Here is a 22,488-nt window from a genome sequence, read left to right as displayed (position 1 = left end):
CGATGAACGCCATTTCCACCGGCCCCGCCGTCGCTCCTGCCGCGCAGGCTGTGCGTGATGCCGTCGCCGTCGCATTGGGCGCGCGCGCGCGCGACATCGCCATCGCCCTGGATGAGGTCACGGTCACCGTGCGTGCCGCCGACTATCTGGTTGCCATGCAGACCCTGCGCGATGCGCCCGGCTGCCAGTTCGAGCAATTGATCGACCTGTGCGGCGTGGACTACTCGGCCTATCGCGATGCGGGCACCGATGGCCCGCGCTACGCCGCCGTCTCGCACCTGCTGTCGGTGTCGCTGAACCAGCGCGTGCGTGTCAAGGTCTTCTGTCCCGATGATGACTTCCCGGTCGTGCCCTCGGTCAATGGTCTATGGAATTCGGCCAACTGGTTCGAGCGCGAGGCCTTCGACCTGTATGGCATCGTCTTTGATGGCCACCAGGATCTGCGCCGCATCCTGACCGACTATGGCTTCATCGGCCACCCCTTCCGCAAGGACTTCCCGCTGTCGGGCCATGTCGAGATGCGCTATGACCCCGAGCTGCGCCGCGTGGTCTATGAGCCCGTGACCATCGAGCCGCGTGAAGTCACGCCCCGCATCATCCGCGAGGAACACTACGGAGGCCTGCACTGAAGCGCGCCAGCGTCCAGGTGATCGACCCATGGCTGAAATCAAGAACTACTCCCTGAACTTCGGGCCGCAGCACCCGGCGGCGCACGGCGTGCTGCGCCTGGTGCTGGAACTCGACGGCGAGGTCGTGCAGCGCGCCGATCCGCACGTCGGTCTGCTGCACCGTGCCACCGAAAAACTGGCCGAGCACAAGACCTATCTCCAGTCGCTGCCCTACATGGATCGGCTGGATTACGTCTCGATGATGTGCAACGAGCACGCCTACTGCCTGGCTATCGAAAAACTCCTGGGCATCGAGGTGCCGCTGCGTGCGCAGTACATCCGCGTGATGTTCGCCGAGATCACGCGCATCATGAACCACCTCATGTGGCTGGGTTCGCACGGCAACGACTGCGGCAGCTCGACCATGTTGATCTACACCTTCCGCGAGCGTGAAGACCTGTTCGACATGTATGAGGCGGTGTCCGGCGCGCGCATGCACGCGGCCTACTTCCGTCCGGGCGGGGTGTACCGCGACCTGCCCGACAGCATGGCGCTGTACCAGGCCAGCAAGGTGCGCAACGCGCGCTCGCTGGAGCTGATGAACGAAAACCGCCGCGGCTCGCTGCTGGACTTCATCGACGACTTCACGCAGCGCTTCCCGAAGTGCGTGGACGAGTACGAGGTGCTGTTCACCGACAACCGCATCTGGAAGCAGCGCACCGTGGGCATTGGCGTGGTCAGTCCCGAGCGCGCACTGAGCCTGGGCATGACCGGCCCCATGCTGCGCGGCTCGGGCATCGCCTGGGATCTGCGCAAGAAGCAGCCCTACGAGGTCTATGACCGGCTGGACTTCGACATCCCGGTCGGCGTGACCGGCGACAGCTACGACCGCTACCTGGTGCGCGTGGCCGAGATGCGCCAGTCCAACCGCATCATCAAGCAGTGTGTGGACTGGCTGCGCGCCAATCCCGGCCCGGTCATCGTGGACAACCACAAGATCGCCCCGCCGCCGCGCGAGCGCATGAAGAGCGGCATGGAGGATCTGATCCACCATTTCAAGCTCTTCACCGAGGGCTTTCGCGTGCCCGAGGGCGAGGCCTACGCCGCGGTGGAGCACCCCAAGGGTGAATTCGGCATCTACATGATCAGCGACGGCGCCAACAAACCCTATCGCCTGAAGATCCGCGCGCCCGGCTTTGCCCATCTGGCAGCGCTCGACGAGATGACGCGCGGCCACATGATCGCCGACGCCGTGGCCATCCTGGGCACGCTGGACATCGTGTTTGGAGAAATCGATCGATGATCACGCAAGCAACCCGCGAGCGCTTCGCCCGCGAAGTAGCCAAGTACCCGGCCGAGCAGAAGCAGTCTGCCGTCATGGCCTGCTTGGCCATCGTGCAGCAGGAACAGGGCCACATCACGCAGGCTGCCGAGGCCGAGATCGCCCAGTACCTGGACATGCCTGAGATCGCGGTGCATGAAGTCACCACTTTCTACAACATGTACAACCAGCAGCCGGTGGGCAAGTTCAAGCTGGCCGTATGCACCAATTTGCCATGCCAGCTGCGCGGCGGTGTCGAGACGCTGCGCCACCTGGAAGCACGGCTGGGCATCAAGATGGGCGAAACCACGGCAGACGGCATGTTCACGCTGCAGCAGTGCGAATGCCTGGGTGCCTGCGCCGATGCGCCGGCCATGCTGGTCAACGACCGCAATATGTGCAGCTTCATGGACGGCGACAAGCTCGACCAGCTGGTGGATGGCCTGCGTGCTGCGGAGGGCCAGGTATGAGCGCGGTCGCACAACTGCTGCAGCAGTTCCAGGCCACCGGCCTGGAGACCTGCTTTCATGGCCGGCATATCGAGCCGCAGATCTATGCCGGCCTGGACGGCAGGAACTGGGGCCTCAAGGACTACGAGGCACGCGGCGGCTATGCGGCGCTGCGCAAGATTCTGGCCATTGACGGCGGCGAGGGCCTGACGCAGGAGCAGGTTATCGCCACCGTGAAGGAGTCGGCGTTGCGCGGCCGTGGCGGCGCGGGCTTTCCCACGGGCCTGAAGTGGAGTTTCATGCCGCGCCAGTTTCCGGGGCAAAAGCACCTGGTGTGCAACTCCGACGAGGGTGAGCCCGGCACCTGCAAGGATCGCGACATCCTCATGTACAACCCGCACATCGTCATCGAAGGCATGGCGATTGCGGCGTATGCCATGGGCATCAGCCTGGGCTACAACTACATTCACGGCGAGATCTTCCAGGTCTATGAGCGCTTCGAGGCAGCCCTCGAAGAGGCCCGCGCCGCCGGCTACCTGGGCGACAACATCCTGGGCAGCAGTTTCAGCTTCCAGCTGCACGCCCACCACGGCTTCGGCGCCTACATCTGCGGCGAGGAAACTGCACTGCTCGAATCGCTGGAAGGCAAGAAGGGCCAGCCGCGCTTCAAGCCGCCGTTTCCCGCCAGCTTCGGCCTCTACGGCAAGCCGACCACCATCAACAACACCGAGACCTTCGCGGCGGTGCCCTGGATCATCCGCCACGGCGGCCAGGCCTACCTGGAGTGCGGCAAGCCCAACAACGGCGGCACCAAGATCTACTCGGTCTCGGGCGATGTGGAAAAGCCGGGCAACTACGAAGTGCCCATGGGCACGCCGTTTCCCAAGCTGCTGGAGCTGGCCGGGGGCGTGCGCCAGGGGCGCCAGCTCAAGGCGGTGATCCCGGGCGGCTCGTCGTCCCCCGTCCTGCCGGCTTCCATCATGATGGAATGCACCATGGACTATGACTCCATCGCCAAGGCCGGCTCCATGCTGGGCTCGGGCGCGGTCATCGTCATGGACGACTCGCGCGACATGGTCGAGTCGCTGCTGCGCCTGTCCTACTTCTACATGCATGAGTCGTGCGGCCAATGCACGCCCTGCCGCGAGGGCACGGGCTGGCTGTGGCGCGTGGTCGATCGCATCCAGCATGGCCAGGGTCGGCCCGAGGACATCGAGCTGCTGGATTCAGTGGCATTCAACATCATGGGCCGCACCATTTGCGCCCTGGGTGACGCAGCGGCCATGCCGGTGCGCGCCATGATCAAGCATTTCCGGCACGAGTTCGTCGCCAAGATCGAGGCCGCCGGCAGGCAGGCCGCAGCCGCCTGACGAGGCCAGACGCATATGGTTGAAATTGAACTGGACGGCAAGAAGGTAGAGGTCGCCGAAGGCAGCATGGTCATGCATGCAGCCGACAAGGCTGGCACCTACATCCCGCATTTTTGCTATCACAAGAAGCTGTCGATTGCCGCCAACTGCCGCATGTGCCTGGTGGACATCGAGAAAGCCCCCAAGCCCATGCCCGCCTGCGCCACGCCCGTGACGCAGGGCATGATCGTGCGCACCAAGAGCGACAAGGCCATCAAGGCGCAGCAGTCGGTGATGGAGTTCCTGCTCATCAACCATCCGCTGGACTGCCCCATCTGCGACCAAGGCGGCGAATGCCAGCTGCAGGATCTGGCCGTGGGCTATGGCGCCAGCAGCTCGCGCTACGGCGAGGAAAAACGCACCGTGCCGCACAAGGATGTCGGCCCGCTGATCTCGATGGAAGAGATGGCGCGCTGCATCCACTGCACGCGCTGTGTGCGCTTCGGCCAGGAGATCGCCGGCATCATGGAACTCGGCATGGTCAATCGCGGCGAACATGCCGAGATCACCACCGTGGTCGGCGACACCGTGGACTCCGAGCTGTCGGGCAACGTGATCGACCTGTGCCCGGTGGGCGCGCTGACCAGCAAGCCTTTTCGCTACAGCGCCCGCACCTGGGAGCTGTCGCGCCGCAAGTCGGTCAGCCCGCACGACTCCACGGGTGCCAACCTGATCGTTCAGGTCAAGAACCACCGCGTGATGCGCGTCGTGCCCTTCGAGAACGAAGAGGTCAACGAGTGCTGGATCGCCGACCGCGACCGCTTCTCCTACGAGGCCCTGAACGGCCCCGAGCGCCTGACGCGTCCCATGCTCAAGCAGGGCGGTCAGTGGCAGGAAGTGGACTGGCAGACGGCCCTCGAATATGTGGCCAACGGCCTGCGCTGCGTGACCAAGGATCATGGCAGCGAAGCCATCGGCGCGTTGGTCAGCCCGCATAGCACGCTGGAAGAGCTGTACCTGGCCGGCCGGCTGGTGCGCGGCCTGGGCAGCGACAACATCGACTACCGCCTGCGCCACGCCGAGTTCACCCAGGCAGAAGGCGTGCGCTGGCTGGGCCTGCCGATTGCCGCCTTGAGCAATCTGCAAGCCGTGCTGGTCGTGGGCTCCAACCTCCGCAAGGATCATCCGCTGTTTGCGCAGCGAATTCGCCAGTCGGCCCGCACCGGCTGTGCGGTGGCAGCTATTAATACAGTAGCATACGACTGGGCCATGCCGGTGGCGCACACGCTGCTGGCACCCGCTGCCGGCTGGGCCGGGCAGCTGGCGCAAGTGGCTGCAGCCGTGGCTGGCGAGAAGGGAGTCGCCGCCCCGGTGGCTGGCATCGAGGCCAGCGCAGAAGCCGGCGCCATCGCCAAGGCACTGCTGGCTGGTGAACGCAAGGTCATCTTGCTGGGCAATGGCGCCGCGCATCACGCGCAGGCCTCGCAACTGCTGGCCCTGGCGCAGTGGCTGGGTGAACACACCGGCGCTGCAGTCGGCTACCTGACCGAAGCGGCCAATACCGTGGGCGCGCAGTTCATCGGTGTCCAGCCGCAGGCGCAAGGTTACAACGCCGCGCAGATGCTCCAGGGCGATCTCAAGGCGCTGCTACTGATCAACACCGAGCCGCAATACGACTCGGCCCTGGGCGCCGCTGCGGCTGAAAAGCTCGGCCAGGTGGACATGGTCGTGACCCTGAGTCCCTTCAAGGCCAACATGGAATTCAGCGACGTGCTGCTGCCCATCGCGCCATTCACCGAAACCTCGGGCACTTTCGTCAATGCCGAAGGCCGCGTGCAGAGCTTCCATGCCGCCGCCCGCCCCCTGGGCGAGACACGTCCCGCCTGGAAGGTGCTGCGTGTGCTGGCCAACCTGATGGGCATCGAAGGCGTGGATTATGAGACCTCGCAGGACGTGCTGGGCGCTGCCACCGGCAAGCCGGCAGGTGAATTGACGCAGCTGCCTGCCGAGCGCCTGAGCAACCGCACACAGGTGCAGATCGCCGCTGCCGCAGGCGGCGCCATCCCTGAGCCTGTGGTTGCCAGCATCTACCAGCTCGATAGCCTGGTGCGCCGCGCACCGTCGTTGCAACTGACCGCCGATGCGCGTGCCGCACGCGGCGAAGGAGCTGCCGCATGATCGACGCGCTGTACAACGGCGGCCTGAACCTGGTCGCGGCCAGCTGGTGGTCGTCCATCGCCTGGCCGGTGCTGTGGAACCTGATCAAGATCGTCGCCGTGCTGCTGCCCCTGCTGGGCGCCGTGGCCTACCTGACGTTGTGGGAGCGCAAGTTCCTGGGTTTCATGCAGGTGCGCATGGGCCCCAACCGGGTCGGCCCCTTCGGCCTGCTGCAGCCCATTGCCGACGCTCTCAAGCTGCTGACCAAGGAGCTGATCCAGCCCACGGCCGCCGCCAAGGGCCTGTTCTACCTGGGGCCGATCATGGCCATCATGCCGGCCTTGGCCGCCTGGGTCGTCATCCCCTTCGGGCCGGACATGGCGCTGTCCAACATCAACGCCGGCCTGCTGCTGGTCATCGCCATCGCCTCCATTGAGGTCTATGGCGTGATCATTGCCGGCTGGGCGTCCAACTCCAAGTACGCCTTCCTGGGTGCGCTGCGGGCTTCGGCGCAGATGGTCAGCTATGAAATTGCCATGGGCTTTTGCTTCCTGGTGGTCATCATGGTCTCGGGCAGCATGAACCTGACCGACATCGTGGCCGTGCAGGCGCGCGGCACCATGGCCGGCATGGGCCTGGGCTTCCTGTCCTGGAACTGGCTGCCGCTGCTGCCGATCTTCATCGTTTATCTGGTCTCGGGCGTTGCCGAGGTCAACCGCCACCCCTTCGACGTGGTGGAGGGCGAGGCCGAGATCGTCGCCGGCCACATGGTCGAGTATTCGGGCATGGGCTTTGCCATCTTCTTCCTGGCCGAGTACGCCGCGATGTGGCTGGTGTCTATCCTGGCTGTGCTCATGTTCCTGGGCGGCTGGCTGCCACCGCTGTCGTTCCTAGCCTTCATCCCGGGCTGGATCTGGCTGGGCATCAAGACCTTCATGGTCGTGTCCTGCTTCATCTGGATCCGCGCTACCTTCCCGCGCTTTCGCTATGACCAGATCATGCGCCTGGGCTGGAAGATTTTCATCCCGGTCACCCTGGTGTGGCTGATCCTCGTGGGCGGCTGGCTGCTGTCGCCCTGGAACATCTGGAAATAACGGGGGCATCCATGGCTGCTGTTGCTGCTCCTTCATCTTCTTCGTCCGCCTTCTCGATCCGGGACTTCTTCAAGAGTTTCATGCTCTGGGAGCTGGCCAAGGGCATGGCGCTTACGGGCCGCTATGCCTTCCGCCGCAAGGTCACTGTGCAGTTCCCAGAGGAAAAGACGCCGCTGTCGCCGCGCTTTCGCGGCCTGCACGCGCTGCGCCGCTATGAAAATGGCGAAGAGCGCTGCATCGCCTGCAAGCTGTGCGAAGCCGTGTGCCCAGCGCTGGCCATCACCATCGAGTCGGACGTGCGCGCCGACGGCTCACGCCGCACCACGCGCTACGACATCGACCTCACAAAGTGCATTTTCTGCGGCTTTTGCGAGGAAAGCTGCCCGGTGGACTCCATCGTGGAGACGCAAATCCTCGAATACCACGGCGAAAAGCGCGGCGACCTGTACTACACCAAGGACATGCTGCTGGCCGTGGGCGATCGCTACGAGCCGCAGATTGCTGCCGCCAAGGCCGCTGACGCCCCATACCGGTGACCTTCTGGGTACCCCAATCGTCTGAACCTTTGAAAAGAACCGATTCATGGACGTCAAGACCGGCTTTTTCTACCTGTTCTCGGTAGTGCTGCTGTATGCAGCCTTCCGGGTCATCACGGCGCGCAATCCTGTACACGCCGTACTGCATCTGATCCTGGCGTTCTCGCAGGCATCAGGCCTGTGGCTGCTGCTCAAGGCCGAATTCCTAGCCATCGTGCTGGTGCTGGTGTACCTGGGCGCGGTGATGGTGCTGTTTCTGTTCGTGGTCATGATGCTGGACATCCGTATCGAGAACATGCGGCGCAGCTTCTGGCGGCATGTTCCGCTGGCCGTGCTGATCGGCGTACTGATCGCCCTGGAAATGGCGGCGGTGCTGATGACAGGCTTCAGCACCACCAGTGAACCCAAGCTGGCTGGCACTGTGGTCGATGCCGCCGGCCAGGTACTGCCGTACTCCAACACCCGGGCACTGGGCCAGCTGCTCTACACCGAATACCTGCTGCCCGTCGAGATCGCTGCCGTGATCCTGCTGGTGGCCATGATCGCCGCTATCGCACTCACGCTGCGCCAGCGCAAGGACAGCAAGGCCATCGATCCGGCCCAGCAGATCCGCGTGCGTGCCGAAGATCGCCTGGTCATGGTCAACATGGCCGCCGTGCGCCAGCCGGTGCCTGAAGCTGCGCCCATTGCCGAGGAGAAAAAGCAATGACCCCCACCCTGGGCCACTATCTGTCGCTGGGTGCTCTGCTGTTCGCGCTGGCGGTGGTGGGCATCTTCCTGAACCGCAGGAACCTCATCGTGCTGCTCATGGCCATCGAGCTGATGCTGCTGGCGGTGAACATGAACTTCGTGGCGTTCTCCAGCTACCTGGGTGACATGCACGGCCAGGTCTTCGTGTTCTTCATCCTGACGGTGGCTGCTGCCGAGGCCGCCATCGGCCTGGCCATCCTGGTGCTGCTGTTCCGCAACCGCTCCAGCATCGACGCGGAAGATCTCAACACCCTCAAGGGTTGACGTCAGACCCGCCACTTGCAAGGTTCCCAACAATGAGTCAAACCCTCTCTGTCTCGACGCTGCTGGCGGTGCCGCTGGCGCCGCTTGCCGGCTCGCTGCTGGCAGGCGTCTTCGGCACGGCCTTCGGCGGCAACCGCATCGGCCGCGGCGTCTCGCACACGCTGACCATCCTGGGCGTGTTCATCTCCTTCGTCATCTCGGCCATGACTTTGTGGAGCGTCATGAATGATGGCGCGCACCTGAACCAGACCCTCTACACCTGGATGGTGGTGGGCGACCTGAAGATGGAGGTGGGTTTTCTCATCGACAGCCTGACGGCCATGATGATGTGCGTGGTGACCTTCGTGTCGCTGATGGTGCATATCTACACCATCGGCTACATGGAGGAAGACCCGGGCTACAACCGCTTCTTCTCGTATATCTCGCTGTTCACCTTCTCCATGCTCATGCTGGTCATGAGCAACAACCTGCTGCAGTTGTTCTTCGGTTGGGAGGCGGTGGGTCTGGTGTCCTACCTCTTGATCGGCTTCTGGTACAACAAACCCTCGGCCACGTTCGCCAACATGAAGGCCTTCCTGGTCAACCGCGTGGGCGACTTCGGCTTCATCCTGGGCATTGGCCTGATCGCCGCCTATGCCGGCACCTTCGACTACGCCGAAATCTTCGCCAAGGCTGGCGAGCTGGGCACCATGGGCTTTCCGGGTACCGACTGGATGCTGATCACCGTGATCTGCATCTGCCTGTTCATCGGCGCCATGGGCAAGTCGGCGCAATTCCCGCTGCACGTATGGCTGCCCGACTCTATGGAAGGCCCGACGCCGATTTCGGCCCTGATCCACGCCGCCACGATGGTGACGGCTGGCATCTTCATGGTCTCGCGTATGTCGCCGCTGTTCGAGCTGTCGGACACGGCACTGAATTTCATCCTGATCATCGGCGCCATCACGGCCCTGTTCATGGGCTTCCTGGGCATCATCCAGAACGACATCAAGCGCGTGGTGGCGTATTCCACGCTGTCGCAGTTGGGCTACATGACGGTGGCGCTGGGCGCATCGGCCTACTCGGTGGCGGTGTTCCACTTGATGACGCACGCCTTCTTCAAGGCCCTGCTGTTCCTGGGCGCCGGCTCGGTCATCATCGGAATGCACCACAACCAGGACATCCGCTGGATGGGGGCTGTGCGCAAGTACATGCCCATCACCTGGATTACCTCGCTGCTGGGTTCGCTGGCGCTGATCGGCACGCCGTTCTTCTCGGGCTTCTACTCCAAGGAAAGCATCGTGGACGCCGTGCGCCACAGCACGCTGCCGGCTGCCGGCTGGGCCTATGCCGCCGTGCTGGCCGGCGTGTTCATCACGGCCTTCTACTCCTTCCGCATGTATTTCCTGGTCTTCCACGGCAAGGAGCGCTACGACCAGAACCCGGACGCGCACCATGGCGACCACCACGGCCATGACCCGCACGCCAAGCCGCACGAGTCGCCCTGGGTGGTGACGGTGCCGCTGGTGCTGCTGGCCATTCCCTCGGTCATCATCGGCTTCATGGCCATCGAGCCCATGCTGTTCGGCGACTTCTTCAAGGGCGTCATCACCGTGGACGAGGCGCGCCACCCGGCCATGCTCAAGCTGAGCGAGGCCTTCCACGGCGCCGTGGCCATGGGCACACATGGCTTCGTGGCCGTGCCGACCTGGATGGCGATTGCTGGCGTTGCCCTGTCGTACTACATGTACATCATCAATCCGGCCTTGCCTGCAGCGATCAAGCGGGCCCTGCAACCGCTGCACACGCTACTGGACAACAAGTACTACCTGGACTGGATCAACGAGAACATCATTGCGCGCGGCGCCCGCGGTCTGGGCATTGCCCTGTGGAAGGGCGGCGACCAGGCGTTGATCGACGGGGCCGTGGTCAATGGCTCGTGGAAGCTGATGGCACGCCTCGGCGGCGTGCTGCGCGCCCTGCAGACCGGCTACCTCTACCACTACGCGCTGTTCATGATCCTGGGCATCTTCGCCCTCATGACTTACTTCGTGTGGCTCAACAACTAAGACGGGGAGCAGAAGAAAAATGGGTTTGTTGAGTCTTGCCATCTGGGTGCCCATCGCCTTTGGCGCCCTGGTGCTGTTGCTGGGGCGAGAGGGCCAGGCACAGGCGGTGCGCTGGATTGCGCTGATCGGTTCGCTGATCGGCTTGGCGGTGACGCTGCCGCTCATGAGCGGCTTCGACACGGCCAGTGCCGCCATGCAGTTTGTTGAAAAAGCGCCCTGGATCGAGCGCTTCAACATCTTCTACCACCTGGGCGTGGACGGCATCGCGCTGTGGTTCGTGCCACTGACAGCCTTCATCACGGTAATCGTGGTGATTGCTTCCTGGCAATCCATCACCGAGCGCGTTCATCAATACATGGGCGCCTTCCTGATCCTGTCGGGGCTGATGATCGGCGTCTTCAGCGCCCTGGACGGAATGCTGTTCTATGTGTTCTTCGAGGCCACGCTGATTCCGATGTACCTGATCATCGGCATCTGGGGTGGCCCGAACCGCATCTATGCAGCGTTCAAGTTCTTCCTCTATACGCTGATGGGCTCGCTGCTTACGCTGATCGCCTTCATCTACCTGTACAACCAGGCCGGCGGCAGCTTCGACATCCTGACCTGGCACACCTTGCCGCTGGCAGGCACGGCGCAGACGCTGCTGTTCTTCGCGCTGTTCGCCGCCTTTGCCGTCAAGGTGCCGATGTGGCCGGTACACACCTGGCTGCCCGATGTTCACGTCGAAGCACCCACGGGCGGCTCGGCCGTGCTGGCGGCCATCATGCTGAAACTCGGCGCCTACGGTTTCCTGCGCTTTTCGCTGCCGATTGCGCCGGACGCCGCACACGAGTGGTCGTGGCTGATGATCACGTTGTCGCTGGTCGCCGTGATCTACGTCGGCCTGGTGGCCATCGTGCAAAAGGACATGAAAAAGCTCGTGGCCTATTCGTCCGTGGCGCACATGGGTTTCGTCACGCTGGGTTTCTTCATGTTCAACCAGATGGGCGTGTCGGGCGGCCTGGCGCAGATGATTGCCCACGGCTTCGTCTCGGGCGCCATGTTCCTGTGTATCGGCGTGCTGTACGACCGCGTGCATTCGCGCGAAATCGCCGACTACGGCGGCGTGGTCAACACCATGCCCAAGTTCGCCGCCTTTGCCCTGCTGTTTTCCATGGCCAACTGCGGCCTGCCGGGCACGGCGGGTTTCGTGGGCGAGTGGATGGTCATCATCGCCGGCGTGCAATACAACTTCTGGGTCGGCCTGGGCGCCGCCGTGGCGCTGATCCTGGGCGCCAGCTACTCGCTGTGGATGTACAAGCGTGTCTATCTCGGCCCGGTGACCAACAACAACGTGCGCCAGCTCACCGACATCAACAGCCGTGAATTCCTGGTGCTGGGCCTGCTGGCCATTGCCGTGCTGTACATGGGCCTGTATCCCAAGCCCTTCACCGATGCGATGGATCCTTCCGTGGCGCAGTTGCTGCAGCACGTCGCGCAATCCAAGCTGCCCTGACCAGACTGAACCGAGAGATTGAAGATGATTGACAACATCAGCTGGCTGGCGATCTACCCCGAGCTCGTGCTGCTGGTCATGGCCTGCGTGATCGCCCTGGTGGATCTGGGCGTGAAAAGCGCGCAGCGCACGGCCACCTATGTGCTGACCATGCTCACCTTGGCCGTCGTGGCCGTCATGCAGGCCATGTACGCCAGCACCGGCAGCACGGTCTATGGCTGGGGCAACATGATCGTCAGCGATGCCATGGGCAACTGGCTCAAGTGCTTCTCCACCGTAGCCGTCATGGTCACCCTGGTCTACGGTCGCTCGTATGCCGCCGAGCGCGACATGCTGCGCGGCGGCGAGCTGTTCACGCTGAGCCTGCTGTCGTTGCTGGGCATGTTCGTGATGATCTCGGGCAACAACTTCCTGGTGCTGTACCTGGGCCTGGAGTTGCTGACCCTGTCCAGCTACGCCCTGGTGGCGCTGCGCCGCGACAACGCCGTGGCCACCGAAGCCGCCATGAAGTATTTCGTGCTCGGCGCCATGGCCAGCGGCTTCCTGCTGTACGGCCTGTCCATGATTTATGGCGCCACCGGCTCGCTGGACATCGGCCAGGTCTTCAAGGCCATCGACGGCGGCCAGATCCGCCATCAGGTGCTGGTCTTCGGCCTGGTCTTCGTGGTGGCGGGCCTGGCCTTCAAGCTGGGCGCCGTGCCCTTCCACATGTGGGTGCCCGACGTCTATCAGGGCGCGCCTTCGGTCATCACGCTGTTCCTGGGCACGGCCCCCGAACTGGCGGCGTTCGCCATCATCATCCGCCTGCTGGTGGACGGCCTGCTGCCGCTGGCCATCGACTGGCAGCAGATGCTGGCCGTGCTGGCCATCGGCTCGCTGCTGGTGGGCAACCTGGCCGGTATCGTGCAGACCAACTTGAAGCGTATGCTGGCGTACTCCACCATCGGCCAGATGGGCTTTGTCATGCTGGGCCTGATGTCGGGTGTAGTCCATGGCAACGTGGATGCCACGGCGGCGGGCAACGCCTACAGCTCGGCCATGTTCTACATCGTGACCTATGTGCTGACCTTTGCCGCCACCCTCGGCATCATCCTGCTGCTGGCGCGCGAGGGCTTCGAGAGCGAGGAAATCGCCGACTTCGCCGGCCTGAACCAGCGTAGCCCGCTGTACGCTGGCGTCATGGCGATCTGCATGTTCTCGCTGGCCGGCATTCCGCCGCTGGTGGGCTTCTACGCCAAGCTGTCGGTGCTGCAGGCACTGGTAGCCTCGGGTCAGGGCCTGCACATCGCGCTGGCCGTCTTCGCTGTCATGATGTCGCTGATCGGCGCCTTCTACTACCTGCGCGTGGTCAAGGTGATGTATTTCGACGCGCCGCTGACCGCCACCCGCGTGTCGGCGCCGCTGCAGGTGCGCGTGGTGCTGACCGTCAACGGCGCACTAGTGCTGATCCTGGGCATCCTGCCCGGCGGCCTGATGGCCTTGTGTGCCGACGCCATCGTGCGCTCGCTGACCACCTGAGCGCGCTACCTGCATGACCCAGACTGCGGCCATCTGGCTGGTCATCGTGGCGGCCTTTGCCGCCGCCAACCTACCGTTCCTGAACGACCGTTGGCTGATCGTCGGCAAGCCGGCCCGGGCTGGTGCCAAACCCTTCGTGGCGCGCCTGGCCGAGCTGGTGCTGCTGTACTTCCTGGTCGGCGCGCTGGCGCTGCTGATCGAAAAACGTGCCGGGCAGATCGCCCCACAGGGATGGGAGTTCTATGCCGTCACCGCAACACTGTTCCTGACCTTGGCCTTCCCGGGCTTCGTCTATCGCTACCTGGTGCGGCGCAAGGGCACTGCGGTAGCCGAAGAGGAGTGAGAGCGCAGGCACGGGGCAGGAAGGAGACCCGCCATGAAGGTGCTTGATCTGCTGTGTGTCCACGGCCACGGCTTCGAGGGCTGGTTCGCCTCGGAGGACGATTTCCAGGGCCAGCTGGCGCGCGCGCTGGTGCAGTGCCCCCTGTGCGGCAGTGCCGAAATCCGCAAGACCCTGAGCGCGCCCCGTCTGAACCTGCGCAGTGGCAGGCAGGACGAGGGCAACCCCGGAGCGCGCAAGAATGGCGCCCCCGGCGTACCCGCTGCGGCGGAGCCATCTGATGCTTCCTCACCCGGCCCATCGGCTGACGCGCCGGTGGCCGATGGGCCGCAGCAATGGCAGGCTGCCTGGATGCAGCTGGCGCGCAAGATCGTGGCCGCCACCGAGGATGTGGGCGAGAACTTCGCCAGCGAGGCCCGGCGTATCCACCATGGCGAGGCGCCAGAGCGCGGCATCCGGGGCCGCGCCAGTGCCGAGCAGGCGCAGGAGTTGATGGAAGAGGGCATTGCCGTCCTGCCCCTGTTGCTGCCCGAAGCGGCCAAGGAAACCCTGCAATAGCAGCCGCCCGTCCTGAACCAGGTGCGGCTGGCGTCCAGCTCTTGTGGTTCAGCCCGGCTCCGGAAAGCGGGCTGCAAAAGCTTCGGCAAAGGCGCCTGAGCCACTCAGCGACAGGTTCAGCGTGAGCGCCTGCCCGGCGGCCAGATCAGTCGGCGCAGCGATGCGCCCGGTCTGCGGATCGAGTCGCAGCTCGGCCAGTGGCTGCCCGTCGCGCTCGCACTGCAGGTCGTACTGCCACAGCCCGCCGTCCTCGTGCGGCCCTTGTTCGGCAGCAAAATTGGCCAGCGCCCAACCCAGTATGCTTTCGACCTCCGCCAGCAGGGCAGGCAGGCGCCCGGGCTGCACGCAGGCCATGGCGTCCCAGGTGGCAATGCCATCGGCGTCCTCGCTGTAGTCGAAATCCAGAAAGTGCAGGGTCATGGTTTCCAGCTTCCAGAATGAGCAAGCGGGCGTGGCAGCGTCATCGGCTGGCCTTGTCGCCCTGAAAGTGTGCTGCGATTTTCGCGGGCAAGCCGTGCTGCAGGGCTGGACGGCGCACATCCCCGCAGGCCTGCTGTTGCTGCTGGACGAAGAGGGCGAGGCCAAGGCTGGCGTGCTGCGACTGCTCGCTGGTGAGCTGGCGCCCACCGCCGGCAGCCTGTCGCTCAACGGTGCTGCGCATGGCAGCCCGGCCTATGGCCAGCAGGTCTTCTGGCGCGACCCGCTGGCCCCTGGCTGCAGGAGCTGACGCCGCTGGCCTGGAGCGCGCAACTGGCCAGCCAGCAGCCGCACTGGAGCGCGCAGCAGTGGCAGCGCCATGTGCAGGGCTTCGGACTGCAGCCCCATCTGGAAAAGGCCATGTTCCAGCTCTCCACCGGCAGCCAGCGCAAGGTCTTGCTGGCCGCTGCCCTGGCCAGCGGTGCGCCGCTGACGCTGATCGACGAGCCTGTGGCAGCGCTGGATCGCTCGTCGATTGCTTATTTGTGCGCCGCCCTGGCGCGCGAGGCCGCACGCCCGCCCGGCCTGGCCCGGCGTGTCTTGGCGGTGGCCCACTGGGACGCTCTGGCAGACGATATTGCCTGGCAGGAACGGCTCAGGCTGGCCTGACTCGCCCCCTGCCAGAACGCCAGCACACGGAGCACCTTAAAGGCCTGGCGCCGTGCGCCCACGTCTGGCGCACAACGCCCAACTTCTCAGCTCAGACCACGCCCTGCGCCAGCATGGCGTCGGCCACCTTGGCAAAGCCGGCGATATTGGCGCCGTCGATGTAGCTCAGGCGGCCATCGGCGCGGCGGCCATGCTCGACGCAGGCGGCGTGGATGCCCTGCATGATGCGCAGCAGTCGGGCATCCACCTCTTCGCGCGTCCAGCACAGGCGGCTGGAGTTCTGGCTCATCTCCAGGCCCGAGGTGGCCACGCCGCCGGCGTTGCTGGCCTTGCCCGGCGCATACAGCACGCCGGCAGCCTCGAAGACCTTGGCAGCCTCGTTGGTGCAGGGCATGTTGGCACCCTCGGCCACGCACAGCACGCCGTTCTTGATCAGCGTGGCGGCGTCGTGCTCATCCAGCTCGTTCTGGGTCGCGCAAGGCAGGGCGACATCGACCGGCACCTGCCAGGGCGTCATGCCGGCCTCGAAGCGCACGCCGGTGCGTGCAGCGTAGTCGCCGACGCGGCCATAGCAGTGGTTCTTCACGTCCATCAGGATGGCCAGCTTCTCGGGCGTGAAGCCGTCCTCGTCGATGATGGTGCCGCTGGAATCCGACACGGTGACCACGCGCGCGCCATGCTGCATGGCCTTTTCCACGGCGTACTGCGCCACGTTGCCCGAGCCGGACACGGACACGCGCAGCCCGTCGAAGGAGCGGCCCCGGGTTTTCAGCATTTCCTCGGCAAAGTACACCGTGCCGTAGCCCGTGGCCTCGGGCCGGATCAGCGAGCCGCCATAGGCCAGGCCCTTGCCGGTGAACACGCCGGCGGCGTTGTTGGCCAGCTTCTTGTACATGCCGGCCATGAAGCCGACCTCGCGCCCGCCCACGCCGATGTCGCCAGCCGGCACATCGGTATCGGCACCCACGTGGCGGAACAGCTCGGTCACGAAAGCCTGGCAAAAGCGCATGATCTCGGTCGGGCTCTTGCCCTTGGGGTCGAAGTCCGAGCCGCCCTTGCCGCCACCCATGGGCAGCGTGGTCAGCGCGTTCTTGAAAGTCTGCTCGAAGGCCAGGAATTTCAGCACCGACAGCGTGACCGAGGGGTGAAAGCGCAGCCCGCCCTTGTACGGGCCGATGGCCATGCTGTGCTGGATGCGGTAGCCACGGTTGACATGCACCGTGCCATGGTCGTCGAACCAGCTCACGCGGAAGCTGATGACACGCTCGGGCTCGACCAGACGCTCCAGCAGGCCGTGCTCGGCGTAGCGTGGGTTCTTTTCGATGAAAGGCCACAGGCTTTCCATGACCTCGGTGACCGCCTGCAGGAACTCCGGCTGGCCGGGGTTGCGCTGGGCGACGTATTCAAGAAACTGGCCTACGGACTGGTGCTTCATGGTGTGGGCTTTCGGCGAAAGAGAAGTGGGAAGGGGCTTGAACTTTGCGGCAGTGCAGCATGAGTTTATGTCGAAACGGTATGACTTCATGCAAGGTTGACACTGAGGCAACAAAAAAAAGAAATTTTTTGGGTCGTCCACATGGCAAATGTCCACGTCCGGCCACGGGCAGGCGCGCGCCGGCTGTTGCAGGGGTGGGCGGCGGCCGGCCAGTGGCAAGAATGGCTGGGAGGCCAGCAGGTCTGGCGGGCCGTAGCACCCTCATCCAGCGCCAGTGAGTGCCAGCGGGTGCCCGTCAGCACCGGCAGGGCCGGTCAGCGCCCGCGCAGAAAGAGGGCGTCCAGCTCTTTGAGCGTCAATTGCCGCCAGGTGGGCCGGCCGTGGTTGCACTGGTCGGAGCGCTCGGTCACTTCCATCTGGCGCAGCAAGGCGTTCATCTCCTCCAGCGTCAGCTGGCGATGCGCGCGCACTGCGCCATGACAGGCCATGGTGGCCAGGATGTCGTGGCGCGCCCGCTGCAGCACCTGGCTGGCGTCGTGTGCGGCCAGTTCGGCCAGCACGCTGCGCGCCAGCTCGACGGCATTGGCCTGCGCCAGTGCCGCCGGCAGCGCACGCACGGCCAGGGTGCGCGCCGAGAAGGGCGCGATCTCCAGCCCCAGCGCGGCCAGCGCCTCGCTCTGGCCTTCAGTGGTGGCCACTTCCAGCGGCGTGGCGGCAAAGGTCGCCGGAATCAGCAGCGGCTGGCTGGCAATCGCGCTGCCGACTTCGGCCTGGGCCTTGAGGCGCTCATAGACGATGCGCTCGTGCGCGGCGTGCATGTCCACCAGGATCAGGCCCCGGCTGTTTTCCGCCAGGATGTAGATGCCGTGTACCTGCGCCAGCGCGCGGCCCAGGGGCCAGATGTCGGCGGCGGCGCTGCCGGCAGGCGTGGCATCGGGGGCAGCCATCCCGGCAGCAGCTGCAGGGACGGCGGGCGGCTGGCTGTGCGGGGCCGCAGCGCCCCACAGCAGGCTCAGGTCGGAGACCTTGTGGCCGGCTGTTTGTTTATCGAAATTGATAGCTGTCTGCGCTTGCTGGTATTGGGTTTGAGCCACTTTTGGCTCATATTTTGCAGGTTCTGCAGGGGTCGTGGCAGCGGGCCAGGCTGCCAGGGCCGACGCACGCGGCACGGCCAGCGCATCGGTCACGGCGTGGCGCACGGCCTGATGCACCTCGCGGCTGTCGCGAAAGCGCACCTCCAGCTTGGTGGGGTGGACGTTGACATCGACCCGCTGCGGCTGCAGCTCCAGGTACAGCGCATACACCGGCTGGCGCTGGCCGTGCAGCACGTCTTCGTAGGCGCTGCGTGCTGCGTGGGCCAGCACCCGGTCGCGCACGAAGCGGCCATTGACGTAGCAATACTGCTGATCGGCGCGGCTGCGTGCAGCGTCGGGCACGCCGGCCCAGCCGATCAGGCGGATGCTGCCGCTGCTGCGCTCCACGGCAATGGCGTTGTCGATGAAATCCTCGCCCAGCACATCGGCCAGGCGCCGCGCCAGCGCCGTGCGCCAGGCCTGTGGATCAGGCGCTGCCGGGCCATCGGCTGCCGGGCTGGCGGCCAGGGTGGCGCGCCACTGCTCGACCAGGCGCCCCTCATGCCAGATGGCAAAGCCCACGTCCGGGCGTGCCAGGGCATGGCGGCGCACGGCCTGGATGCAGTGCGCCAGCTCGGTGGCATCGCTCTTGAGGAACTTGCGCCGCGCCGGGGTGGAGAAAAACAGCTCCTTGACCTCCACCGTCGTGCCCTGGGCGCGCGCGGCCGGGCGCAGCTCGCCGCTGCGTGCATCGAGCACGAAGGCGCTGTCCTGCCCGGCAGTGCGCGACAGCAAGGCCAGCTCGGACACCGAAGCAATCGCCGCCAGCGCCTCGCCGCGAAAGCCCATGGTCAGCACGGCTTCGAGCTCGTCCAGGCTGGTGATCTTGCTGGTGGCGTGGCGGCGCAGGGCGGTCTGCAACTGCGTGCTGGGGATGCCGCTGCCATCGTCCTCGACGGCAATCAGGCGCACGCCACCAGCCAGCAGGCGCACGGTGACTTGCCGGGCGCCGGCGTCCAGGGCGTTGTCCACCAGCTCGCGCACGACCGAGGCCGGGCGCTCGACCACTTCGCCGGCGGCGATCTGGCTGATCAGCTCGTCGGGCAGGTCACGGATGGGGGCGGGAGCGAGGGCGGAAGGCGAGGACAGGACGGGCACGTGGGCCATTCTAGGCAGCCGCGCCGGGGCGGCTGGCTCGGCGCTACATTACGCCGCTTCGGGCGCCGGCATTGTGCTGCGGCGCAGCACGCTTTGGGGTCACTGTGGAAGTTCTGGCGTTTCTGATCGATTTCATCCTGCATGTGGATCAACACCTGGCGGCCTTTGTGGCCAGCTACGGGCCGTGGGTCTATGCCCTGCTGTTTGCCATCGTCTTTGTCGAGACCGGTGTGGTGGTCATGCCTTTTCTGCCCGGGGATTCGCTGCTGTTCGTGGTGGGCGCGCTCAGTGGCGCCGGGCTGATGAACTTTCCGCTGGCCTGCGCGCTGCTGCTGGCGGCGGCCATTCTGGGCGACCAGTGCAACTACTCCATCGGGCGCTACTTCGGCCCCAAGGTCTTCCAGTGGGAGGGCTCGCGCTGGTTCAACCGCCGCGCCTTCGACCAGGCCCATGCGTTCTACGAGCGCTACGGCGGCGTCACCATCGTGCTGGCGCGCTTCATGCCTTTCATCCGCACCTTCGCGCCCTTCGTGGCCGGGGTGGCCGACATGCGGCGCAGCGCCTTCACTGCCTACAACGTCGGCGGGGCGCTGCTGTGGGTGCTGGGCATCTGCTCTGCCGGGTATTTCTTCGGCAATCTGGCCTGGGTGCAAAAACACCTGGACAAGATCATCTGGGCCATGATCTTCGTCCCCGGCCTGATCGCCATCGCAGGTGCCTGGCGGGCTGGGCGCAAGCACAATATTGCTACTGAATAAATAGCTGTTAGCGCTTGCCCAGCAAGGGTTTTAGGCCGATTTGACCCGATTTTTTGCTTCAACGGCGGCCCTGGCGCTGGTCGCGATCCTCGCCCAGTTCGTGGCCGATCAGCGCACCGGCGCCGGCGCCGATCACAGTGGCCGCCGTGCCGCCGACGGCACTGCCGACCACACCGCCGGCCACGGCGCCCACGCCGGTACCGATCTGGGCATTGGTCGGATTGCTGGAGCAGCCTGCCAGGCCCAGGGCGGCGGCGCTGGCGGCGATGCAGACAAGGTGACGGTAGTTCATGACGTTCTCCTGATGTGAAGGAACCCTGCCGGGCAGGACGCGCCTGCCGCGTCCAGCAGCCCGGGCCGGGCCTGCATCTGGAATATGCGTCTGCACGGTGGCAATCCTGTCAGCGCGCCCTGTCAGCGGGCGTAGGAAGGCGGCACAGGCCCCGGGCGTCAGGCCTGGCCGGGCAGCAGGCAGATGGTCAGCAGCAGCGAGCTGTCGTGGATGGCGCTCAGAGCGTGTTCACGATCTCCGCGCGCAGGGGCGCGAGTGCGGATCGGGATGGGCTGCCAGGCGCAAACCGCAGCGATAGCCCGTGCTATCGCGAGGATTTGCAACGCCGCAGACCGCCCGAGGCCGCGCTCGCGCACCCGCGCGGGGATCGTAAACACGCTCTCAGGGCGTGCGGCGCACGTGCCTGCAAATGCAGCAGATCGCCAGCGCGCAGCACATGCGTGGCGCCGCCGACCTCGAACTGCACCTCACCCTCCAGGCATTGCACGGTGATCTCGCCCGGCGTGTCGTGCTGGCGCAGGCGCTCGCCAGCGCGCAGCACCACCCGGATGACCTCCAGCTGCGCTGCCTTGATGATGGCGTAGGACTGGGTGTCGGCCAGCAGCGCGCCCAGCGGACGGATGCTGACGAGCTGCGCGGATTGGGCGTGGGGCAGGGCCATGGAAGGGTCTCCTTGGGTAGTGTGGGCTGCCGCGCGCGAGCGCAGGCCGGGCGGGCTCACACGGTGCGGTTGCGCGCCAGCGGCGGATTGCGCGCGAAGTATCGGCTGATGCCGCGCATCAGCGCGTCGGCCAGTTGCTCCTGGTAGGCAGCCGAGCGCAGACGTTTTTCCTCCTCGGGGTTGCTGATGAAGGCAGTTTCCACCAGCACGCTGGGGATGTCGGGTGCCTTGAGCACGGCAAAGCCGGCCTGCTCCACGCGCGGCTTGTGCAGCTTGGCCATGCCGCCAATTTCGCCCAGCAGCACGCTGCCCAGCTTGAGGCTGTCGTTGATCTGCGCAGTGGTGCTCATGTCCAGCAGCACGCGCTGGATGTGCTTGTCCTGCGCGCCCACGTTCACGCCGCCGATCAGGTCGGCCTGGTTTTCCTTGTTGGCCAGCCAGCGCGCCGCCGAGCTGGAGGCACCGCTCTCGCTGAGTGCAAAGACGCTGGCGCCGCGTGCCGCCGGGTTGGTGAAGGCATCGGCATGGATGGACACGAACAGGTCGGCTTGCACGCGCCGCGCCTTGTCCACGCGCGTGGCCAGGGGCACGAAGTAATCGCCGTCGCGCGTCAGGAAGGCGCGCATGGGGTTGCCGCCTACGCTGGTGGCGTTGATGCGCTCGCGCAGGCGGTGCGCCACACGCAGCACCACGTCCTTCTCGCGCGTGCCGCCCGGGCCGATGGCACCCGGGTCTTCGCCGCCGTGGCCGGGGTCGAGGGCGACGATGATCAAGCGGTCGGTGGCGCGGGCGAGCGGTGCAGCCGGGCGCACCACAGGCCGCTTGGCTGCCGGGGCTGGAGCCGCAGCCACAGCCGGGGGTGGAGCCGGCGACGTGGCTGGCGGCGGCAGGGGCAGGGGCAGGCCGGAGGTGGGCGGCGCCTCGCCCCGGGCCGCGTGCTGGGCGATCAAGTCGCCCAGCGGGTCGATCGGGGCTGGCGCGGCCACCGGCGGCAGCGGGGGCGCCAGGGGCGCGGCGGAGGCCACCATCGGCGCGGCCTCGCGCAGGCGCTCGGCAATCAAAGTCTCCAGCGGATCGGCCGCCTGCTCTGGGTAGAGGTCGAACACCAGCCGGTGCCGGTAGGCGGCAATCGGCGGCAGGCTGAAGACTTGGGGCAGGGCGGCATGTTTGAGATCGACCACCAGGCGCACCACGCCCGGCGCGTTCTGGCCAACGCGGATACCGGCGATGTTGGGGTCGTCGGGCTTGACCTTGGCGACCAGCTCGCGCAGCGCCGGATCAAGCTCGATGCCCTCGATGTCCACGGCCAGGCGTGGCGGTGTGCCGACGAAGAATTGCCTGGCCACCAGCTTCTGGTCGGATTCGATGGTGACGCGCGAGTAATCGCGCGAGGGCCACACGCGCACGGCCACGATGCCGGCGCCGTGCGCCAGGTGCTGCGCGCCCAGCAGTAGCACCACGGCGCCGGCGCGCAGCGTGGCCCGCCGGCCCGGGCTGGGAGGGCAGGAAGGGGTGGGGGAGGAGGGGAAACGCGCCAT

General features: G+C 65.7%; 23 protein-coding genes. 17 read left to right on the top strand and 6 right to left on the bottom strand.

Going from position 1 to position 22,488, the window contains the following annotated elements:
* The first annotated feature begins 2 nt into the window (after positions 1-2).
* From IDM45_RS09470 to IDM45_RS09405, 14 genes are read left to right on the top strand one after another with little or no spacing between them, the layout of a single operon-like run.
* On the top strand, positions 3-629 hold the full coding sequence (locus IDM45_RS09470; RefSeq protein WP_209422623.1) for an NADH-quinone oxidoreductase subunit C: 627 nt from the start codon (positions 3-5) through the stop codon (positions 627-629).
* Between the two features lie 28 nt (positions 630-657).
* Positions 658-1,911: an NADH-quinone oxidoreductase subunit D gene (locus tag IDM45_RS09465; protein ID WP_209422622.1), complete on the top strand. Its 1,254-nt coding sequence runs from the start codon at positions 658-660 to the stop codon at positions 1,909-1,911.
* Positions 1,908-2,399, top strand: coding sequence for an NADH-quinone oxidoreductase subunit NuoE family protein (locus IDM45_RS09460; RefSeq protein ID WP_209422621.1), 492 nt, complete (start codon positions 1,908-1,910; stop codon positions 2,397-2,399). Before IDM45_RS09465 ends, IDM45_RS09460 begins: the two co-directional genes overlap by 4 nt.
* Positions 2,396-3,748, top strand: coding sequence for an NADH-quinone oxidoreductase subunit NuoF (nuoF, locus tag IDM45_RS09455; RefSeq protein ID WP_209422620.1), 1,353 nt, complete (start codon positions 2,396-2,398; stop codon positions 3,746-3,748). The genes IDM45_RS09460 and nuoF overlap by 4 nt, the downstream gene beginning before the upstream one ends.
* Before the next feature lie 15 nt (positions 3,749-3,763).
* Entirely contained in the window at positions 3,764-5,905 is a 2,142-nt protein-coding gene (gene nuoG, locus IDM45_RS09450; protein WP_209422619.1) for an NADH-quinone oxidoreductase subunit NuoG, read from the top strand.
* Positions 5,902-6,978, top strand: coding sequence for an NADH-quinone oxidoreductase subunit NuoH (gene nuoH / locus IDM45_RS09445; RefSeq protein WP_209422618.1), 1,077 nt, complete (start codon positions 5,902-5,904; stop codon positions 6,976-6,978). The genes nuoG and nuoH overlap by 4 nt, the downstream gene beginning before the upstream one ends.
* Positions 6,979-6,989: 11 nt before the next feature.
* The gene (gene nuoI / locus IDM45_RS09440; RefSeq protein WP_209422617.1) at positions 6,990-7,514 is read left to right on the top strand and encodes an NADH-quinone oxidoreductase subunit NuoI; all 525 of its coding nucleotides are present in this window, start codon (positions 6,990-6,992) and stop codon (positions 7,512-7,514) included.
* 46 nt (positions 7,515-7,560) lie between these two features.
* A complete protein-coding gene (locus IDM45_RS09435; protein ID WP_209422616.1) occupies positions 7,561-8,223 on the top strand; it encodes an NADH-quinone oxidoreductase subunit J in 663 nt (220 codons plus the stop codon).
* Positions 8,220-8,528, top strand: coding sequence for an NADH-quinone oxidoreductase subunit NuoK (gene nuoK, locus IDM45_RS09430; protein ID WP_209422615.1), 309 nt, complete (start codon positions 8,220-8,222; stop codon positions 8,526-8,528). The genes IDM45_RS09435 and nuoK overlap by 4 nt, the downstream gene beginning before the upstream one ends.
* Before the next feature lie 32 nt (positions 8,529-8,560).
* Complete coding sequence (gene nuoL / locus IDM45_RS09425; RefSeq protein WP_209422614.1) at positions 8,561-10,576, top strand: NADH-quinone oxidoreductase subunit L; 2,016 nt, start codon at positions 8,561-8,563, stop codon at positions 10,574-10,576.
* A 19-nt stretch (positions 10,577-10,595) separates the two neighbouring features.
* Positions 10,596-12,071, top strand: a complete 1,476-nt coding sequence (locus IDM45_RS09420; protein WP_209422613.1) for an NADH-quinone oxidoreductase subunit M — start codon at positions 10,596-10,598, stop codon at positions 12,069-12,071.
* A gap of 24 nt (positions 12,072-12,095) precedes the next feature.
* Complete coding sequence (nuoN, locus tag IDM45_RS09415; protein WP_209422612.1) at positions 12,096-13,589, top strand: NADH-quinone oxidoreductase subunit NuoN; 1,494 nt, start codon at positions 12,096-12,098, stop codon at positions 13,587-13,589.
* A gap of 13 nt (positions 13,590-13,602) precedes the next feature.
* Complete coding sequence (locus IDM45_RS09410) at positions 13,603-13,932, top strand: DUF2818 family protein (RefSeq protein ID WP_209422611.1); 330 nt, start codon at positions 13,603-13,605, stop codon at positions 13,930-13,932.
* A gap of 33 nt (positions 13,933-13,965) precedes the next feature.
* Complete coding sequence (locus IDM45_RS09405; protein WP_209422610.1) at positions 13,966-14,487, top strand: DUF1178 family protein; 522 nt, start codon at positions 13,966-13,968, stop codon at positions 14,485-14,487.
* 48 nt (positions 14,488-14,535) lie between these two features.
* Here IDM45_RS09405 and IDM45_RS09400 read toward each other — a convergent pair whose 3' ends face one another.
* Positions 14,536-14,907, bottom strand: coding sequence for a hypothetical protein (locus tag IDM45_RS09400; RefSeq protein WP_209422609.1), 372 nt, complete (start codon positions 14,905-14,907; stop codon positions 14,536-14,538).
* On the opposite strand from IDM45_RS09400, the gene IDM45_RS17610 reads away from it, so the two are divergent.
* On the top strand, positions 14,906-15,214 hold the full coding sequence (locus tag IDM45_RS17610) for a hypothetical protein (RefSeq protein ID WP_233457489.1): 309 nt from the start codon (positions 14,906-14,908) through the stop codon (positions 15,212-15,214). The two genes, IDM45_RS09400 and IDM45_RS17610, sit on opposite strands and share 2 nt — an antisense overlap.
* A 71-nt stretch (positions 15,215-15,285) precedes the next feature.
* Positions 15,286-15,573, top strand: a complete 288-nt coding sequence (locus IDM45_RS17605; RefSeq protein WP_325168960.1) for an ATP-binding cassette domain-containing protein — start codon at positions 15,286-15,288, stop codon at positions 15,571-15,573.
* A gap of 91 nt (positions 15,574-15,664) precedes the next feature.
* On the opposite strand, the gene gdhA is transcribed toward IDM45_RS17605, so the two are convergent.
* Both gdhA and mutL read right to left on the bottom strand, forming a co-directional pair.
* Positions 15,665-17,008, bottom strand: a complete 1,344-nt coding sequence (gene gdhA / locus IDM45_RS09390; RefSeq protein WP_209422608.1) for an NADP-specific glutamate dehydrogenase — start codon at positions 17,006-17,008, stop codon at positions 15,665-15,667.
* A gap of 314 nt (positions 17,009-17,322) precedes the next feature.
* The gene (mutL, locus tag IDM45_RS09385; RefSeq protein WP_209422607.1) at positions 17,323-19,248 is read right to left on the bottom strand and encodes a DNA mismatch repair endonuclease MutL; all 1,926 of its coding nucleotides are present in this window, start codon (positions 19,246-19,248) and stop codon (positions 17,323-17,325) included.
* A gap of 95 nt (positions 19,249-19,343) precedes the next feature.
* On the opposite strand from mutL, the gene IDM45_RS09380 reads away from it, so the two are divergent.
* The gene (locus IDM45_RS09380; protein ID WP_209422606.1) at positions 19,344-19,997 is read left to right on the top strand and encodes a DedA family protein; all 654 of its coding nucleotides are present in this window, start codon (positions 19,344-19,346) and stop codon (positions 19,995-19,997) included.
* 58 nt (positions 19,998-20,055) lie between these two features.
* Here IDM45_RS09380 and IDM45_RS09375 read toward each other — a convergent pair whose 3' ends face one another.
* The 3 genes from IDM45_RS09375 to IDM45_RS09365 form a co-directional block, all read right to left on the bottom strand.
* Complete coding sequence (locus tag IDM45_RS09375; RefSeq protein ID WP_209422605.1) at positions 20,056-20,289, bottom strand: glycine zipper domain-containing protein; 234 nt, start codon at positions 20,287-20,289, stop codon at positions 20,056-20,058.
* A gap of 304 nt (positions 20,290-20,593) precedes the next feature.
* Positions 20,594-20,950 carry a cupin domain-containing protein gene (locus tag IDM45_RS09370; protein ID WP_209422604.1) on the bottom strand — a complete coding sequence of 119 codons (357 nt, stop codon included), beginning with the start codon at positions 20,948-20,950 and terminating at the stop codon, positions 20,594-20,596.
* Between the two features lie 56 nt (positions 20,951-21,006).
* Positions 21,007-22,488, bottom strand: a complete 1,482-nt coding sequence (locus IDM45_RS09365) for an N-acetylmuramoyl-L-alanine amidase (protein ID WP_209422603.1) — start codon at positions 22,486-22,488, stop codon at positions 21,007-21,009.

Origin of the sequence: Melaminivora jejuensis (assembly GCF_017811175.1) — a bacterium.
In the GTDB taxonomy this organism is placed as follows: domain Bacteria; phylum Pseudomonadota; class Gammaproteobacteria; order Burkholderiales; family Burkholderiaceae_C; genus Melaminivora; species Melaminivora jejuensis.
Note: the sequence above shows the minus strand (reverse complement) of the source record. Positions and strands in the feature narration are given on the sequence as shown.

Excerpts from the sequence above, each read along its gene's own strand:
- IDM45_RS09470 (WP_209422623.1), top strand. The coding sequence starts at position 3 with ATGAACGCCATTTCCACCGGCCCCGCCGTCGCTCCTGCCGCGCAGGCT.
- IDM45_RS09465 (WP_209422622.1), top strand. The coding sequence starts at position 658 with ATGGCTGAAATCAAGAACTACTCCCTGAACTTCGGGCCGCAGCACCCG.
- IDM45_RS09460 (WP_209422621.1), top strand. The coding sequence starts at position 1,908 with ATGATCACGCAAGCAACCCGCGAGCGCTTCGCCCGCGAAGTAGCCAAG.
- nuoF (WP_209422620.1), top strand. The coding sequence starts at position 2,396 with ATGAGCGCGGTCGCACAACTGCTGCAGCAGTTCCAGGCCACCGGCCTG.
- nuoG (WP_209422619.1), top strand. The coding sequence starts at position 3,764 with ATGGTTGAAATTGAACTGGACGGCAAGAAGGTAGAGGTCGCCGAAGGC.
- nuoH (WP_209422618.1), top strand. The coding sequence starts at position 5,902 with ATGATCGACGCGCTGTACAACGGCGGCCTGAACCTGGTCGCGGCCAGC.
- nuoI (WP_209422617.1), top strand. The coding sequence starts at position 6,990 with ATGGCTGCTGTTGCTGCTCCTTCATCTTCTTCGTCCGCCTTCTCGATC.
- IDM45_RS09435 (WP_209422616.1), top strand. The coding sequence starts at position 7,561 with ATGGACGTCAAGACCGGCTTTTTCTACCTGTTCTCGGTAGTGCTGCTG.
- nuoK (WP_209422615.1), top strand. The coding sequence starts at position 8,220 with ATGACCCCCACCCTGGGCCACTATCTGTCGCTGGGTGCTCTGCTGTTC.
- nuoL (WP_209422614.1), top strand. The coding sequence starts at position 8,561 with ATGAGTCAAACCCTCTCTGTCTCGACGCTGCTGGCGGTGCCGCTGGCG.
- IDM45_RS09420 (WP_209422613.1), top strand. The coding sequence starts at position 10,596 with ATGGGTTTGTTGAGTCTTGCCATCTGGGTGCCCATCGCCTTTGGCGCC.
- nuoN (WP_209422612.1), top strand. The coding sequence starts at position 12,096 with ATGATTGACAACATCAGCTGGCTGGCGATCTACCCCGAGCTCGTGCTG.
- IDM45_RS09410 (WP_209422611.1), top strand. The coding sequence starts at position 13,603 with ATGACCCAGACTGCGGCCATCTGGCTGGTCATCGTGGCGGCCTTTGCC.
- IDM45_RS09405 (WP_209422610.1), top strand. The coding sequence starts at position 13,966 with ATGAAGGTGCTTGATCTGCTGTGTGTCCACGGCCACGGCTTCGAGGGC.
- IDM45_RS17610 (WP_233457489.1), top strand. The coding sequence starts at position 14,906 with ATGGTTTCCAGCTTCCAGAATGAGCAAGCGGGCGTGGCAGCGTCATCG.
- IDM45_RS09400 (WP_209422609.1), bottom strand. The coding sequence starts at position 14,907 with ATGACCCTGCACTTTCTGGATTTCGACTACAGCGAGGACGCCGATGGC.
- gdhA (WP_209422608.1), bottom strand. The coding sequence starts at position 17,008 with ATGAAGCACCAGTCCGTAGGCCAGTTTCTTGAATACGTCGCCCAGCGC.
- mutL (WP_209422607.1), bottom strand. The coding sequence starts at position 19,248 with ATGGCCCACGTGCCCGTCCTGTCCTCGCCTTCCGCCCTCGCTCCCGCC.
- IDM45_RS09375 (WP_209422605.1), bottom strand. The coding sequence starts at position 20,289 with ATGAACTACCGTCACCTTGTCTGCATCGCCGCCAGCGCCGCCGCCCTG.
- IDM45_RS09370 (WP_209422604.1), bottom strand. The coding sequence starts at position 20,950 with ATGGCCCTGCCCCACGCCCAATCCGCGCAGCTCGTCAGCATCCGTCCG.
- IDM45_RS09365 (WP_209422603.1), bottom strand. The coding sequence starts at position 22,488 with ATGGCGCGTTTCCCCTCCTCCCCCACCCCTTCCTGCCCTCCCAGCCCG.